Annotated in this window: 12 protein-coding genes and 1 pseudogene; 4 read left to right on the top strand and 9 right to left on the bottom strand. The window is 41.4% G+C overall.

The window, feature by feature from the left end:
* Positions 1 to 171: 171 nt before the first annotated feature.
* From ybeY to miaB, 3 genes are all read right to left on the bottom strand, one after another.
* Positions 172 to 639: an rRNA maturation RNase YbeY gene (gene ybeY / locus M1E93_RS14620; protein ID WP_004917654.1), complete on the bottom strand. Its 468-nt coding sequence runs from the start codon at positions 637 to 639 to the stop codon at positions 172 to 174.
* A complete protein-coding gene (locus M1E93_RS14615; RefSeq protein WP_223854883.1) occupies positions 636 to 1,637 on the bottom strand; it encodes a PhoH family protein in 1,002 nt (333 codons plus the stop codon). The genes ybeY and M1E93_RS14615 overlap by 4 nt, the downstream gene beginning before the upstream one ends.
* Before the next feature lie 86 nt (positions 1,638 to 1,723).
* Positions 1,724 to 3,154, bottom strand: coding sequence for a tRNA (N6-isopentenyl adenosine(37)-C2)-methylthiotransferase MiaB (miaB, locus tag M1E93_RS14610; RefSeq protein ID WP_004917657.1), 1,431 nt, complete (start codon positions 3,152 to 3,154; stop codon positions 1,724 to 1,726).
* A 395-nt stretch (positions 3,155 to 3,549) separates the two neighbouring features.
* Here miaB and ubiF point away from each other — a divergent pair, with 395 nt between their 5' ends.
* Both ubiF and M1E93_RS14600 read left to right on the top strand, forming a co-directional pair.
* The gene (gene ubiF, locus M1E93_RS14605; RefSeq protein ID WP_104873332.1) at positions 3,550 to 4,737 is read left to right on the top strand and encodes a 3-demethoxyubiquinol 3-hydroxylase; all 1,188 of its coding nucleotides are present in this window, start codon (positions 3,550 to 3,552) and stop codon (positions 4,735 to 4,737) included.
* Between the two features lie 110 nt (positions 4,738 to 4,847).
* A complete protein-coding gene (locus tag M1E93_RS14600) occupies positions 4,848 to 4,949 on the top strand; it encodes a DUF3289 family protein (RefSeq protein ID WP_219725107.1) in 102 nt (33 codons plus the stop codon).
* Positions 4,950 to 4,961: 12 nt separating this feature from the next.
* Here M1E93_RS14600 and M1E93_RS14595 read toward each other — a convergent pair whose 3' ends face one another.
* The 5 genes from M1E93_RS14595 to M1E93_RS14575 form a co-directional block, all read right to left on the bottom strand.
* Positions 4,962 to 6,311, bottom strand: a complete 1,350-nt coding sequence (locus M1E93_RS14595) for a dicarboxylate/amino acid:cation symporter (RefSeq protein WP_004917663.1) — start codon at positions 6,309 to 6,311, stop codon at positions 4,962 to 4,964.
* Positions 6,312 to 6,859: 548 nt separating this feature from the next.
* Entirely contained in the window at positions 6,860 to 9,370 is a 2,511-nt protein-coding gene (locus tag M1E93_RS14590) for a PEP/pyruvate-binding domain-containing protein (RefSeq protein WP_076914341.1), read from the bottom strand.
* Positions 9,354 to 10,232: a phosphatase PAP2 family protein gene (locus M1E93_RS14585; protein ID WP_040132906.1), complete on the bottom strand. Its 879-nt coding sequence runs from the start codon at positions 10,230 to 10,232 to the stop codon at positions 9,354 to 9,356. Before M1E93_RS14585 ends, M1E93_RS14590 begins: the two co-directional genes overlap by 17 nt.
* Entirely contained in the window at positions 10,226 to 11,302 is a 1,077-nt protein-coding gene (locus M1E93_RS14580; protein ID WP_004917668.1) for a lysophospholipid acyltransferase family protein, read from the bottom strand. Before M1E93_RS14580 ends, M1E93_RS14585 begins: the two co-directional genes overlap by 7 nt.
* A 195-nt stretch (positions 11,303 to 11,497) precedes the next feature.
* Complete coding sequence (locus M1E93_RS14575) at positions 11,498 to 12,730, bottom strand: lipase/acyltransferase domain-containing protein (protein ID WP_076914343.1); 1,233 nt, start codon at positions 12,728 to 12,730, stop codon at positions 11,498 to 11,500.
* A gap of 768 nt (positions 12,731 to 13,498) precedes the next feature.
* Between M1E93_RS14575 and M1E93_RS14570 the strand changes: the two genes are divergently transcribed.
* Positions 13,499 to 14,296: a hypothetical protein gene (locus M1E93_RS14570; protein ID WP_426207002.1), complete on the top strand. Its 798-nt coding sequence runs from the start codon at positions 13,499 to 13,501 to the stop codon at positions 14,294 to 14,296.
* On the opposite strand, the pseudogene M1E93_RS14565 reads toward M1E93_RS14570, so the two are convergent.
* Positions 14,265 to 15,025: pseudogene (locus M1E93_RS14565) on the bottom strand (IS5 family transposase). The gene M1E93_RS14570 and the pseudogene M1E93_RS14565 overlap by 32 nt on opposite strands.
* 125 nt (positions 15,026 to 15,150) lie before the next feature.
* Here M1E93_RS14565 and M1E93_RS14560 point away from each other — a divergent pair.
* Entirely contained in the window at positions 15,151 to 15,486 is a 336-nt protein-coding gene (locus M1E93_RS14560) for a hypothetical protein (RefSeq protein ID WP_426207001.1), read from the top strand.
* Positions 15,487 to 16,017: the final 531 nt, after the last annotated feature.

Raw genomic sequence — 16,017 nt, 5'->3', positions numbered from 1 at the left:
TAATTATTCCTCAATTGATGATAATGGTTAATTTAGCTAAATAAGTCAATTGCTTAGGTTTTTAACTCTGCCAAATATATATTCAACGGCGTGAGATAACTATGGTATTTACTCCCAAAAAACGCGATTAGACTTATTCAGCTAATATTTAACATAAAAATAGACCGTGGGTCATTCTTTTTCTGCAAGATAAGGATCAGCATAGCCCAATTCAGCTAAAATTTCCGTTTCTAGGCTCTCCATTTCTTCTGCTTCATCGTCTTCGATATGATCATAACCAAGCAGATGCAGACAGCCATGTACAACCATGTGCGCCCAATGCTCCTCGGCACTTTTTTGCTGTTCGATGGCTTCCTGTTCAACCACTTGACGACAAATAATCAGATCGCCAAGTAGAGGTAATTCTACCTCTGGTGGCGCTTCAAAAGGAAAAGATAACACATTTGTTGGTTTATCTTTCCCCCGATAAGTCAGGTTTAAATGGTGACTTTCTTCTTCATCAACGATGCGGATTGTCACTTCACTTTGTGGTTGAAACTTAGGGAGTACGGCTTCTAACCAACGTTGAAACAGTGCTTCATCAGGTAGCCCTGTTGTTTCTTCGCAAGCGAGCTGTAAATCAAGAATGACTTCACTCATTTAATTATTTCCTGCTTTTCTAACGCTTTTTGCTGTTCTTTTTCTTCTCTAATTTGTTGACGGCGTTTGTTGTCTTGTTCTTCCCATTTTTCATAGGCAATAACAACTTTTGCGACAACAGGGTGACGAACAACGTCTTCGCTGTGGAAGAAATTAAAGCTAAGTTCATCAACATCAGAAAGCACTTCAATGGCATGACGTAAGCCTGATTTATTACCGCGAGGCAAGTCGACCTGAGTAATATCCCCCGTGATGACGGCTTTTGAATTAAAACCGATACGGGTCAGGAACATTTTCATCTGCTCAATGGTGGTGTTCTGGCTTTCATCTAAAATAATGAAAGCATCATTGAGGGTGCGACCGCGCATATAAGCCAGTGGTGCTACCTCAATAACATTACGTTCAATCAGTTTTTCAACTTTTTCGAACCCTAGCATTTCAAATAATGCGTCATACAGTGGGCGCAAATAAGGATCTACTTTTTGACTGAGGTCACCGGGTAAAAAGCCAAGTTTTTCCCCCGCTTCAACAGCAGGGCGAGTCAGCAAAATACGCCGTACTTCTTGGCGCTCTAAAGCATCTACGGCGGCTGCAACGGCAAGGTATGTTTTACCTGTACCCGCGGGGCCAATGCCAAACGTAATATCGTGATCTAAAATATTCGCTATATATTGCGCTTGGTTTGGTGTGCGAGGCTTGATAACACCACGTTTGGTCTTGATATTAACGGCTTTACCATAATCTGGAATACTATCGGCAGCCTGCTCTAGTACGCGGCTTTCGGAGATAGCAAGGTGGATTTGCTCAGGGTCAATATCGGGGATCACACCGCGTATTGGAGCGGTATCAACATACAATTGGCGTAAGATTTTACTGGCCGCTTGGATATTGAGTGGTTTGCCTGATAGCTTGAAACGGTTATCACGACGATTAATTTCAATCGCAAGTCTACGCTCAAGTTGCTTGATATTATCATCAAATGGCCCGCAAAGGCTCATTAAGCGTTGGTTATCTGCGGGCTCTAGAAAGATTTCTTGTGTTGCGATTTGCAACGGTTTTTTATCGGTCACTGAGTATCCTATCGTTAGGGTTGGTAACTACCAACACCAAGCTCATCTTCTTTACGAGTACGTGCGATGACAGAAGCGGGTGATTCGTGAACGCGCAAGCCCATTTGGTCTTCTGTGCGGATCACTTTACCGCGTAGTGAATTGGCATAAACGTCAACGATCTCTACATCAACAAACTTGCCAATCATATCAGGTGAACCTTCAAAGTTCACAACACGGTTGCTCTCTGTACGACCTGAAAGCTCCATAACGTTTTTACGTGAAGGGCCTTCGACTAAAATACGTTGTACCGTACCTAACATAGCACGGCTGTAGCTCATTGCTTGTTGGTTTATGCGCTGTTGAAGGAGATAGAGACGCTGTTTCTTCTCATCTTCGCTCACGTCATCGGGTAGATCAGCGGCTGGTGTACCTGGGCGTGGTGAGTAGATAAAGCTAAAGCTCATATCGAAGTTCACATCAGCGATCAGTTTCATGGTTTTTTCAAAATCATCATTGGTTTCACCAGGGAAGCCAACAATAAAGTCAGAGCTAATGAGAATATCCGGACGTGCTTTACGTAATTTACGGATGATAGCCTTGTATTCAAGCGCGGTGTGTGCGCGTTTCATTAATGTCAAAATACGATCTGAACCGCTTTGCACTGGCAAATGTAGGAAGCTAACTAGCTCAGGCGTATCTTCATAGACTTCAATGATGTCATCAGTAAATTCAATTGGATGGCTAGTCGTGAAACGAATTCTGTCGATACCATCAATCGCGGCAACCAAACGAATTAATTCAGCAAAAGTACAGATTTCACCATCAAATGTTGCGCCACGATAAGCGTTAACGTTTTGACCCAATAGGTTTACTTCACGTACACCCTGCGCCGCTAATTGAGCAATTTCAAACAGGATATCATCACAAGGACGGCTAACTTCTTCACCGCGTGTATAAGGAACAACGCAGAATGTGCAATATTTATTGCAGCCTTCCATGATGGAGACAAAAGCGGTAGGGCCTTCCGCGCGTGGTTCTGGCAGACGGTCAAATTTCTCAATTTCAGGGAAACTGATATCGATAACAGGGCTACGGCTTCCTTTAACCTGATTAATCATTTCAGGGAGACGGTGTAGCGTTTGTGGACCGAAAACAATATCGACGCTTGGTGCGCGCTGGCGGATAAAATCACCTTCTTGAGACGCAACACAGCCGCCGACACCAATAATGATATCAGGGTTGCTATCTTTGAACGATTTCCAGCGACCAAGCTGATGGAAAACTTTTTCCTGTGCTTTTTCACGGATTGAACACGTGTTCAGCAGCAGTAAATCTGCTTCTTCTGGAATCTCAGTGATCTGATAACCATGGGTGCTTTCTAATAATGAAGCCATTTTTGATGAGTCATACTCATTCATTTGGCAGCCCCATGTTTTAATATATAACTTTTTATTCGTCGACATGTCTATATCCGGTGTTTTCGAAGTGGCTTAGTATAATGGACTCCGAAACGCGTTGTATACCCGTTATACTTTGAGCATAGAGCCTTTATGCGTAGTTGCTCGAAATATAATGGATATAAATCCAAAGTCCTGTCCCGTTTTGGGAAGGCGCACGCATTTTTGATCATAAACATCACTCTATGATATGAAAAATGCCAAAATAGCCTGAGTTAGTACCCAAAGGCTATGTAATACCCGGTCTCAAAGACAGGTTATCGCCTATTTTTTTCAAGATTAACCTGTATTGTATTCATTTGCAGCATCAGTGACCAGAGTCTCTGAAAGAGATATTCCCTGTCAGCGTAACAATTTTTCGGTACACTACGTAAATCAAATAGTTAATAGTAGCTAATGTAATGAATAAATTAACAGAATATTATGATGTTGTCGTCGTTGGTGCGGGTATGACTGGTGCCGCCGCGGCTCTTGGGTTTGCTCAAGAAGGGATGCGTGTTGCATTACTGGAAAAAGCAGAGCCAACCGCTTTTGACGCCAATAGTGCTCCTGATGTCCGTATTTCTGCCATTAGCCGTTCCTCTGTCGATTTACTTAAACAGTTAGGTGCTTGGCAACATGTTGAAGCAATGCGCAGTGCGCCTTATCGACAACTTGAAACATGGGAAGAAGAAGGGAGCAACGTTGTTTTTGACGCCCATGATTTAGGGTTGCCTGAACTTGGTTTTATGGTAGAAAACCGAATATTGCAGCTGGCTCTGTGGCAGGAGTGTGAAAAATACGCCAATCTTGAACGTATTTGCCCCGCTCAATTACTGTATCTTTATCAACCTAAAGGCCAAAAAGAGTGGGTAGTCTCTCTGGATGATGGGCGTGAGCTACAAGCGAAATTAGTCATCGGTGCGGATGGAGCAAACTCCCAAGTACGTAAATTAGCAGGAATTGGCAGCCGTGGTTGGCAATATCGCCAGTCTTGCATGTTGGTCACCGTCCAAACAGCAGGGCCGCAGCAAGATAAGACATGGCAGCAATTTTTCCCGTCAGGCCCTCGGGCATTTTTACCGCTTTATGATCATTGGGCCTCGCTGGTGTGGTATGACAGCCCAGCCAAAATCCGCCGATTACAATCAATGTCGATGGAGCAACTGACTGGGGCGATTACGGAAGCTTTTCCTGAACGTTTAGGGAAAGTCACCGCATATGCTTCCGGCGCATTTCCGTTGACACGCCACCATGCGAATCGTTATGTGATTGGGGGGCTTGCGTTGGTTGGCGACGCCGCACATACCATAAACCCACTGGCAGGACAGGGGGTTAACCTAGGCTATCGAGATGTTGATGTTTTGCTGAAAGTGGTTACACAGGCAAAAGAGTACCTTGAACCTTGGTCTTCCGCAGAGGTATTAAAACGCTATCAACGTCGACGCTTGCCAGATAACTTAGTCATGCAAGCGGGGATGGATGCATTTTATATGGCATTTAGTGAAACGCTACCCGGCTTGAAAATGTTAAGAAACCTTGGTCTTATGGCTGCTCAACGTGCCGGTGAAGCGAAGAAAATCGCATTAAAATACGCATTAGGATTATAAATTTCATCCTAAATAACCTAAGTTGCGGATAGAAATTGCATTAATGCCCAAGTTGCGATTAGAAAGTTTGACGAGAACCTCAATAATCGCAAGAACTTGGGCAATGATTAATGTTGAAAAAATACACACCGACTCAAAGTCGTATGGATGATTACAGCGCAGATGATATGCGCTGTAATGACTTGAGCGGTAACCAACTTATTTGCAGTTAACAAATACGCTGTTTATTTTTTGCTAATATCCACCGGTTTTGGTTGGTCAGCTACAACATCAAAATTTTCTTCAGTAATAATTGAATCAATGCTTTCGCCTTTTGCGGCAAACGCATTGGCTAATTTTTCAGTATCTAACTCTTTTTCCCAACGGGCAACGACGATACAAGCACAAGCATTACCCACTAAGTTAGTTAGTGCACGACACTCAGACATGAAACGGTCGATACCTAGAATCAAAGCCATGCCTGCAACAGGAATGCTTGGCACCACCATTAGAGTCGCTGCCAAGGTAATAAAGCCAGCGCCTGTCACACCTGCTGCGCCTTTAGAACTGATCATTGCAACCAGTAACAGTGAGATTTGTTCCCAAATAGTCAGATCAATATTTGTCGCTTGAGCAATAAACAGTGCGGCCATGGTCATGTAGATGTTGGTTCCATCAAGGTTAAATGAGTAACCTGTTGGGATAACCAAGCCAACTACGGATTTTTCACATCCTGCATGTTCCATTTTTCTCATTAAGCTAGGCAATGCGGCTTCAGACGATGAGGTACCTAATACTAGCCATAGTTCATCTTTAATGTATTTGATCAGTTGAATGATCGAAAAGCCATTATATTTAGCGACAGCACCAAGCACTATCAAAACGAACAGTAATGATGTGATATAGAAGGTCATAATCAGCATCATTAAGTTGCCGATTGAAGAAATACCGTACTTACCTATAGTAAATGCCATGGCTCCGAATGCACCAATAGGAGCAAGTTTCATCAGCATGGCAACCATCTTAAAGACAGGCTCTGAGAAGTTTTGCAGTAATTTAACGATAGGCTCGCCATGCTTACCCGTTGCAGCAAGAGCCAGACCAAAAATGACGGCAATAAACAGTACTTGCAGAATATTACCGTTAACGAGCGGGCTAATAACGGTATCAGGAATGATATTCATTAAAAAGCCAACAATAGAGGATTCATGGGCTTTTTCTACATATCCTGCCACTTTACTGCTATCGAGTGTTGCTGGGTCAATGTTAAGCCCCGCACCGGGACGAATGATATTCGCGACAATTAGGCCGATAATCAGTGCGATAGTCGAGAAAGTGATGAAATAAAGCATCGCTTTCCCTGCAACGCTACCAACCGCCTTCATATTGCTCATACCGGCTATACCAGTAACAACGGTTAAGAAAATAACAGGTGCGATGATCATCTTAACAATTTTAATGAAAGCATCACCGAGTGGTTTTAAGGATTCTCCAATATCAGGGAAAAAGTGACCAAGTGCGATACCAAATAAAATGGCAACAATAACTTGGACATAAAGGATCTTATAGAGTGGTTGTTTTATAATGTTTTGCATAAATCTTCTCTGTAAAATATTGCATCACTGCAAATTATAATTATTAGGATTTGAGAACGTTTTTATTTTGGGAATGATAGGTTGGATGAAATTTGAGTCATGGCAGAAGGCAGAGTGCTCCTGACGCCATTAACCGAGTCTAACCAAAATTCACGCGGAGATTATCACTATTATTAGTTACGATAAAATGATTAAAGTCACATATTCGATAATGAAGTTATCTAAAGGTAAATAAAATTAACTAAGTGTTACTTTTCGAAGCTAAATGATAAGTGTAGATAACTATTCGAAAGTCAAAAATAGAGAAGTAAGATGAGATGATACAAAGAGGTCAAACAGGGAGTAGCAAGCGTCCAGAGCAGGCGTAGCCTAATCTTGAGATACTTTTCTGTACTGATAAGCGGAAAAGAGAAAAGACATCCATTTAGGCCATTCGGCTCGTTATTCTTTGTAGTTATTAGTTATAACAAAAAGTTCAATTCACTGAATAAAGCCATCGTCTATAAGGTCATCATAAACATAGCTTATCCAGTGAATTGAATACGTGATTATAGCAGCTCAACAATACCTTTTTGACCGTCGACTTTAACACGCTGACCATTTTTAAGCGTATTCATCACACGACGGATACCCATAACCGCCGGTAATCCTAATTCGCGAGCGGTTACTGCGCCGTGAGAAAGCGGGCCACCACTTTCGGTGATAACGCCACTTGCTCGATAAAAAAGTGCTGTCCATGCAGGATTGGTGGTACGAGCAACCAAAATCGCGCCTTGAGGGAATTGGGCAAAATCTTCAGGCCCATGAACTAAAAAGACTTCACCTTCAACGGTGCCAGCGCTGCCAGCTAACCCTTTTAGGGATGACCCATCGTCTTCGGTTTCTTCTGATATTTCGCCATAAACCCATTGCGGTGTTGTACTTCTAGCCTGTTCATAGCCTGCTTTGTTGCTGCTTATATGTTGGCGTAATTCGCTAAATGCTTGAGTAGTTTCAGCGTTAATAGCGTCTGCTAACTGCTGTTCTTTCGCAAAATAGATATCCGAGGCTTGATCAATGACACCGCGGATCACCAAGCGCTCACCTAGGGCATGTAAGCCCCGGCGCATAGGTAAAGCCAGGCGAGTGGTTTGGTAATGCTCTAAATCATCTAATGCAGTGTATACCCGCGCCAACCTAATTAACTCTTGCATAAAATAACGCAACTCTTCTGGCGTTTGCGAGATGATCTCAAATTCGGTTTTTGACTGAGCAATTTTTTTACTTAACGCATCGCTGGTTTGTCCATCATTTTCTAAATCCGCCATTGCGCTTATTTGTGTAAGAACAATATGAGGGGCATCTAGCCATGTAGGGTGGTAGGCATCAAAGTCCATTTCACGATGACCATGGTTAGTTAAAAATGCGGTAAATTCAGTGAAAAAGTCGGGATGCGCTTGCTTCAATGTATCCATAATTGAATCTGCATCGATAGCTTTTAATAGCGCAAATAATTTCGCATCATGGCGAACAAGGCGTGATAAGCTCCATAATTCGTTATTCACTTGCCCTGTTTTGGTCTCTGACATTGCAATTAGACTATCAAGTGTCTTATGAGCTAACTGTTCATCCCCTTGATAAAGCATTTTCAGTAAGGCGATTAAGGCTGCGTATAATGAGCGTTGAGTAAGTGAAATCGCAATGTTCGGTAAAAAGTAATCAGAGCCTAATTTATTGATCCTTTGTATGTAATCCCACAGTTCACTCAATTTTTTCTCTTGGAGAGGCTCTTGGTTAAGGGCGCCAATTCCAATCAAATATCGGTCGAGGTCTCGCATCCAAGTAATAGGTAGCTCTTGTACCCATGCAAATTTACGGGCAATTTCAGGCAATGAAGATAAGAGAGTGGGTAAATCATTCATCATTGATGTAGGAAGACGGTTATGGTAAAGCGCAACGGCGTTTTGGTTACCATAAATATAATAATCTTTCATCGTGAACCATTTACCATTAAAGGAAGGTAGCCCCATTAAATTTAAACTGTAGTTCAAAGAGGCATGGAAACCCGCCTCACACATATCCCATGTCAAAGGTGTGATTGGATTAGGGAAACGTTCTGCCGACTCGTCGCGTGTCCAAATTGGGGCAATTTGAGTCACATTACGTGATTGTAATAACCATAATTGTTGGTCATGAAATGCCCACTCAATATCTTGAGGGAACTGAAAATATTGCTCTGCACGAATGGCGAGCTCGGCGACTGCTTGGCACTGTTCAGAAGTTAGTGTTGTTTGATTTTTGGCAGGGCTCACTAAAGGGAGTATGTCCGTTCCCTTATCGGTCATAACAATTGCACGCTGCTTCTCGGCGATTTCTTGGTGAACGATTTGCAAGGAATCGCGATCAACTTGGTATTCATCAATAGGCTCTTCACCACCAACAACGGTTTCTCCTAATCCAAAGGCAGCGTTAATCAGTACAGATGATAAATTACCCCGTACAGGATCAATTGAGAAGGCAACCCCGGCGGCTTCATTTTCACGTACGTCTACCATACGCTGTAATACAACCGCCATCGCGGCATGTTGATGGGGTAACTGTAAATGTTGTCGATAAAGCATGACATGGGTATGCCAAAGGGAAGCATAGCATTGGCGGATCGCATCATGAAGCGACGGGAGATCGCGTACGCCTAAAATAGTATCGTGTTGGCCTGCAAATGCGGCTCCTGGCATATCCTCTAGTGTCCCTGAAGAGCGCACAGCCAGAGGAACATGAGTTAATTGACTATCATGTAAGCGGGTTGATAACAGGGTGGTCAGGCTATCAGGCAATGGCGCCGAGAGTATGAGTTGTCGGATAGATTCGCTGGCATTTTGTTCATTGTCAGGGTGTTGAGCAAGGAGTGAACTAATTTGTCCAAATAAAGGGGAAATGAATTGCTTGTAGGCTTCGCAAGAGAGGATTAAGCCGTCAGGAACAGGGAGGGCTTGGATTGTTTTTGCCAAACTAGCCCCTTTACCACCACTGATAGCAATATCTGCCGCTTGAGTATCATTTAGACTATAGATGAGTTCCATTTTCCACCTTCTTTTTCTTAAATAGGAAATGCAGTACAAGTAATGCCAACAAAGCACCAACAATGACGTCGATACCGTAGTGGTAGTGAAGATAAACCGTTGCAACAATGAGACCTGCTGCTAAAGGGGTTAGGCACCATGCGATTTTTCGGTAGCCTGTTTTGAATAAAAAACCAACGATATACAGGGTGATCCCTGTGTGTAAGCTTGGGAAAACATCCATTCCAGTGATCCCTTTTTCCACCATACCCGTCAGAAAAAGGGTCATTGCACCATTGTGGACAGGGTAAGTAAATAATGTTGGGAAAGCACCGTATGGCCCGACAGCAGGCAAAATGAAATAGCCAATAAATCCAAAAAAATACATCAACATTAAGCCCAAAAAGTAATGCTCAGAGGTGTTTTTTTTGCGTTGTAAAAAGAAAAATAGAGCACTACCAATAACTAAAAAGTAAAAGCTGAAATAACAAAAAGCAATTAACTCACTGAACCATGGGGCTTGAAGAGCGATCATATGCTCTGGAAGGCTTTTATTAAGCCAAAGATAACTGTCTATGGTGTATAAGAGATGATCCGCGCTCCATGAATAAAAATGAATTCGAATGGCTTTAAACAGTGGGAAGATGGACCAGCAAGCGATAAGTTGTAATAAACCTACCCAATAGAAACGCGGGGATTGCCATTTGGGAAGTTTGCTACAGGCGACTAATAGGATCCAAAAGATGCCGCCAGTGAGTACCGATGGCCAAAGAGTCTCTGTCAGATCTGAGCCAAAAACCCCAATGCACCCTAAAAGCCAGATAATAAATAATTGAATGGCAAATAGCCGATTAAATAAATGTAGATAGTGTGTTTTTAGCATGGAGCAGAGCCTTTGTATTGAATAATTTTATAACCAATAAAGGCACTGATAAAACTCGGAATAAGTACCGTAGGCCAGATGAAAGTAAAACAAGCAAGTAAGGGTAACCAAACTAAACTGGCTAATCCTCCTCCTAATATTTTAAAAAAAGTGATGGTGTTACGTGCATCGGCATAAGTCGCTGCAAACCGAGAGGCCAGTAAAATAGGAATAAAGATAAACATTAAAAAGAAGCCAAGCCAACGCCAAGTTGTACTGTGAGTTGAGGGGCGAGCGTCGGGAAGTAATTGGGGTGTTGGGTTGTGTTGGTAACGTAAAAATGCCTCTGCATAGGAATCGCCTTGCATGAAAGCGTGGCTAGCATACTGTTCAGCGTGTTTAAAGGTTTCTTCATCAGGGCAATTAACGGAAACATCATCCAGAGATTGTGAGATTTGAGTATGGATGCGTTTTTCCCATTCGCGATCGGACTCTTCATTTTCTTGGGCAGTAATCTGGATTGGTTTGCCAACATAGATTTCGGCATGACTCGCAAAGCGGTCGGGCATGGCATAAAACAGCCCTAATGGCACGATATTAAATTCAATCTGTTGAGAGAGTAAAGTGCGAATGATCCGTGCTGCACCACGTTGATAAGGCAATGGTCGGTGGCCCCATTCACTACTTCCCTCTGGGAAGAGAAACAGTGAGCCTCCTGCTTTGAGATGCTCAACACCCGCATCAACTGGGTTTTCGAAGCTGCTTGCACTGATCCCTAAACGTTCTTTATCTTTTTTGCGTACGACGGGAATACCCGTGAAATAAAGGCGCATGATAAAGCTATTGAGCAGTTGGATGGATGCGAGTGCTTGCCCCAGTGGAGAGACTTTTAAGGTTAAATAGCCATCAAAGGCACTGTTGCGATGACTACACAAAAAGAGAGTTGGTTTATTAGTTTGCTGTAGTGGCACATGACCGACAAGGGAACAATTTGGGTAGTATATGCGACGAATAGTTGATGAAACTATGCGGTAATAAAGGGGCAATGGCTTCCCTGCAAGAACTAAAGGTACTTCTTTATTTTGACCCATGAGACTTTTTTACCTTTGTGTATACCTGAAAAACACACATAAAATTCGAATAATAAATCTTGCCAGTGTCACATTAAATTGCGACATCATAAGTGTTTAGCTGTTTATCATTATGTATGTTTATCTACGGATAAAGTTATATATGAGCTCACTTAATACATATTTGAGATAAGTCCGAACGGAAAGCCATCTTAATCAGCACGCTTTTTGATTTAATGTCGCAATATCAAAAGCGAGCGTGCGTAAATTAGGAATATGTCCAACTAATCCTCGGTGAGTACGAGCTTGATTAATAAACACATAATTTTCACCTAATGGCGGTGTTTCTGTTTCACATAAAATGGGGTGCTCCCATCCTTTAAGTAAACCATCGATCGGAAGGTGGTCATCGCCTTTGGTGAGCGCCTGTTCAACTAAATTAGGGTAGTGCTTTTGTATCGCTTTTGCGTTCAAAAATAGTTGCCCTTGGTCATAGACGGCGCATTTGACTGTTTGATGGTTATCACTCAAAAACCAGGTTTGAGAAACTGACTGTTCGGCGGCATGGCGTATAGACACACATTGACTAAAGGCTTTTGCACTCATTAGGTTATTTGCTAGCTCTTCACGTAGGTGTTCCGTGGAGGCAGAGATATTGGCTGTGGGTGAGCGATAAGGGCCGAGAGAGAAGCTTTTCCAGCATTCTTCATCATAAATATCAAATTCTTCGACTAGATTACCTTTTTTATCTATGACTTGAGGAGAGCTAGGAAGCAGCTGGTAGGCACTAGGGCAACTGGCAATATCATCAGCAGAAAACCCATGAAAGAGTTTCCCTGCTGGGTAATACCCCGATTGAATCAAGGCTAAAGATTGAAATGTTCCAACCCAAGGAGGACCAAAAGCATACCATTTAGCAATGCTGTCGCGATTTTTTTGTGTTGCCGATTGTTGTAGATAGTAGCGGATCGCACAGTTTGATGATGAATGAGCAATCAGTAATATTTTTTGCTGCTCCCCATAACGTTGTTTTACTTGATGGATTTTGGCGTCAAGTTGAGCGGCTAAATGGCGGTGATCTGCGCGCCAATCATATGCAAGGAAAAATAGGTCAATACCATCGCGATAGCCTAATGCTTTTTCTAAGAGCTGCTTTAACGGTGCGGTGATTAAATTCTCGATTAAACCAGGAATAACTGAGAAGCTGTGTAGTTGTTGGACACCAATATGAGCAGCGGAGTCCGTATATTGATAATGGTTCTGTCGAATTAAGCTACGATAGTCTCCCCAAATTAAGGTTTTTTTTTGCCTATCGTATAACTGACTTCCTAAAATACCTGGTAGGTAAATAATGGGCAAATTCAGTGTATGGTTAATTAATCCAGCATGACGCAGTTGTTTTGCAATGGCTGCTATCTTAATCGCGTAATAAGCCCGATTTAACGGCATAATTCACATCTCTTATTGAAAACATGAAAATGAGAAAAGTGCTAATTAGAATGAGAGTAAAATAAAAGTTAATTGCACTTTTCCAGATTGTAATATTCGTTTTTCTCTTCTACTTGTTCGTTTACCTATGCGCGAAACTGGATTGGTATCACTAAGAAGTTGTAGAGCTGCTCGGGCATACCGTTCGAGCAATTTGAAATATCTTTTATAATATACTTTTTTCAGGTGTGATAGATATTTTGTGTCATTTCAGTAAACACATTAAAAAGGAATGATGCATGGCACAATCTTTCATTTTCGGTAAAATCCTAAAAGTATTTTAAGAGGATAGTATTTTGACTTCATTGATTAAATAACGCAATGACGCCACATTATCTGCGGAACCCGTCGAACAACAAGCCTAGTGAAGCTCATATGGGGAATGTTGGAGTAAAGACCTCATGTGACATAAGGCTGCTTTCGAGTCTCAACAAGTGAGAAAGCACCAAACTAAGATATTGAATAAAATTGACTACGAGCACACTTCTTTTATTTTCAGCACAAGCCATTCAAATAGTTACTGAAAAATTGAGAATACTGATCGGCTCTTTTTTATCTTTAATGTATTACTGTGAAATATTGTCAAATGTAATACCGTAAATGTTAATCTTCTTTGTTATTAAAAAATAGGAGTGTGAAGGATAGTGTTAAGCTCATTGTTTTTTTACTCGTAAAAAAGAGCTATGATAATTACTTGGAAGTAAAAAATTAATAATATGCAGAGGGATTATGAAAAAGAAAATATTAGTTTCGATATTAAGCCTTTTATTAATATCAGTTACGGGGTGTAATGATTCTAATGAAAGCTCAAATACCACTCCATCTCAGAAAAATAAAGCAGAACAATCTGAGTCAAAACAGAAAAACACTAACTTCAATGAAGCTAAATTGGCCCAAAAGATTGAAAAAGGTAATTTATGGACATATGCCATTGAGGAGGAATTTGGCAATATAATAAGGAAAAAAACATCAGTGATATCAGGTGGTTTAAATCCTAATATTTTAAATAATACAAAAAGTGTATTAGATTCATTCAGTTCTGATAAAAATATGACACTTAACCTTCCGGCTTTTAAAGCAATTGATAACAAAACGGATCTAAAAAATAGGGCAGAAATAAGTGGAAGCTTACTGTCATTGGACATTACTTTTTCAATGCATTTCAATAATTCAGAACTAAATAATATCAAAGAAGCATTTGATTATATGGCGACGCTTTCCCCAGAGATCCCTGAATTAGACGCTGCAGGTATTGCTTATGGTAAAAGTTATGTTGATTTATATGAAAAAATGATAAAATTAGGTGATTATGCCATTATCAAAAAAACATATCGTTTAGATGATTATGCGCAAATGCAAGTGTTATACGACGATGCTAAAAAAGCCTACATCAAACTTATTGATGAAAAAGAAAAATTAGAAAATGCATATGAAAATTATTATCAAGATATGCATGTTGAAGAGCTTAAATTAGTGAAGGAAAAAGGCTTAGAACCTATCCCAATAGGATTTTATTCCAGACAATGATGGCACAGGCAAGATGCAGCATTGCCTCATAATTCTCGACCTTCTTCTCCCAACGAGTCAGGACACGACGGTAGCGATTCATCCAACTGTGTGTTCTCTCTACAACCCAGCGGTGGGCCTTAAAATCCGTGTTTTTGATGGCTTCTGATTCATCCTTCCGTGACTGGATATGAGGTTCATAGCGACGACTTTTCAGATACGCTCCCAACCATTCCGCTTCATACCCTTTGTCCATGCACAACCGGAGCCTCTTGCCCGGTCTGCCCGTCTGGAGGGCATCGAGCGTATCCGCAACCAGCTTTATGTCGTGCGTATTTGCTCCAGCGACAACCAGTGCAAGCGGAAGCCCGTTCCCGTCAGTCATCAGACTGCGCTTTACGCCCCGTTTCCCTCGGTCTGTTGGGTTCTTGCCTGTTTTTTTGAGCCTGCCAGCGGTGATTTGGTCATACAACCATCCATCGACAGCCACGACCAGTCAATAGCGTCCAACTGTTCGCAAGCAAGCAACCCGTTTTGCCAGAAGCGTTCAAATACGCCAGCATCCCGCCACTCCTGAAATCGGCGATGAGCAGAGCTTGACGAGCATATACCGGTGGCATTTAGCGCATTCCACTGGCAACCCGTCCTGAGTACGAAGAAAATGGCGTTCATTGCAGCGCGATTATCAACCCGCTTGCGGTGCGTACCCAGCGGGTGTTGAGTTCTATGCTCCGGGATGAGAGGAGCCATTTTCTCCCAGAGTTCATCACTGATTTGCCACTTATTACCTACCATACGTTGCCCTCATAAATTATCATTATGTATTATCTGACAATTCCTTTTGGGATAGGTTCTTAATTATTCGTTTTCAAATTATGAACTCATTGGATCTACTGTCTAATACTATTGAGTCAATGGAGCCAGAGAAAATTGATTTGAAAGTACTTTCTGATGAAATTGCTAAAATTGAAGCTGAGTCAGTCGAGTTAGAAAAATTATTCGGCAATGAAGTGTTACTCAATAAAGAAAACATAAAAAGCTCAGATTATGCAGTTAAAGAATATTTAAGAAAATATCAACAAATTGTTATCGAATTAAAAGTGTTAGAGAAAAAAGCTAAGGAAGGCAAGAATGTGTCGAATGATATTGATACGATTTTTATAAACTATGAATCCTTGATAAAGGATTATAATTCATTAATAACAAAATAATAAATTTTTAATAGAAATGTTAATTGGGCTAACTCAGTTTTGAGCTAGCCCAACGAACTAAGTATTAATATCATCAGTGTTAATTCTTAACGGAAAATTATTAAGATAAATCAAAGGTCGTGAGATATCACAGGAGAAACAATTTTGTAATGAGTCAATGATTTCTCATTAAAAAGTGTCAATAATGCTACCTTGTTATTACCTGATAGGTATGCGGATAAAATATAGATATTTTTGTTTTCTGCGAAAAATGCTGACATACCAAAGGGAATGGCTACAGGGTTTTGCTGTTAGATGATTTCTCTCTGGTGTTTGATATACAGCAAAAGGCGTTAGAGTAAGTCAAAACTATTGTACCTAATAGTCTGGTGAATCAATGGCTCCCTAGTTAGCTTAGCTAGCCAATAAGCGCTGAGGGCTATCAAACAAAATTAAGCATCTTTTTGCTCTAAGAATAAGCGACTCAGCCGCGACTATCCGCGTGCGCCAAAGCAGTGGCAACAGAAGCCACAAGAAACGCTTTATACGCCC

It is taken from the genome of Providencia sp. PROV272 (assembly GCF_049901975.1).
In the GTDB taxonomy this organism is placed as follows: domain Bacteria; phylum Pseudomonadota; class Gammaproteobacteria; order Enterobacterales; family Enterobacteriaceae; genus Providencia; species Providencia stuartii.
This window is presented reverse-complemented; position numbering and strand designations above follow the sequence as displayed.

What these genes read in the sequence shown, in the direction of transcription:
- ubiF (WP_104873332.1), top strand. Translation starts at nt 3,550, where the DNA reads ATGAATAAATTAACAGAATATTATGATGTTGTCGTCGTTGGTGCGGGT.
- M1E93_RS14580 (WP_004917668.1), bottom strand. Translation starts at nt 11,302, where the DNA reads ATGGGTCAAAATAAAGAAGTACCTTTAGTTCTTGCAGGGAAGCCATTG.
- M1E93_RS14560 (WP_426207001.1), top strand. Translation starts at nt 15,151, where the DNA reads ATGAACTCATTGGATCTACTGTCTAATACTATTGAGTCAATGGAGCCA.
- M1E93_RS14600 (WP_219725107.1), top strand. Translation starts at nt 4,848, where the DNA reads ATGTTGAAAAAATACACACCGACTCAAAGTCGTATGGATGATTACAGC.
- M1E93_RS14585 (WP_040132906.1), bottom strand. Translation starts at nt 10,232, where the DNA reads ATGCTAAAAACACACTATCTACATTTATTTAATCGGCTATTTGCCATT.
- M1E93_RS14590 (WP_076914341.1), bottom strand. Translation starts at nt 9,370, where the DNA reads ATGGAACTCATCTATAGTCTAAATGATACTCAAGCGGCAGATATTGCT.
- ybeY (WP_004917654.1), bottom strand. Translation starts at nt 639, where the DNA reads ATGAGTGAAGTCATTCTTGATTTACAGCTCGCTTGCGAAGAAACAACA.
- M1E93_RS14575 (WP_076914343.1), bottom strand. Translation starts at nt 12,730, where the DNA reads ATGCCGTTAAATCGGGCTTATTACGCGATTAAGATAGCAGCCATTGCA.
- M1E93_RS14595 (WP_004917663.1), bottom strand. Translation starts at nt 6,311, where the DNA reads ATGCAAAACATTATAAAACAACCACTCTATAAGATCCTTTATGTCCAA.
- M1E93_RS14570 (WP_426207002.1), top strand. Translation starts at nt 13,499, where the DNA reads ATGAAAAAGAAAATATTAGTTTCGATATTAAGCCTTTTATTAATATCA.
- M1E93_RS14615 (WP_223854883.1), bottom strand. Translation starts at nt 1,637, where the DNA reads ATGAGCCTTTGCGGGCCATTTGATGATAATATCAAGCAACTTGAGCGT.
- miaB (WP_004917657.1), bottom strand. Translation starts at nt 3,154, where the DNA reads ATGTCGACGAATAAAAAGTTATATATTAAAACATGGGGCTGCCAAATG.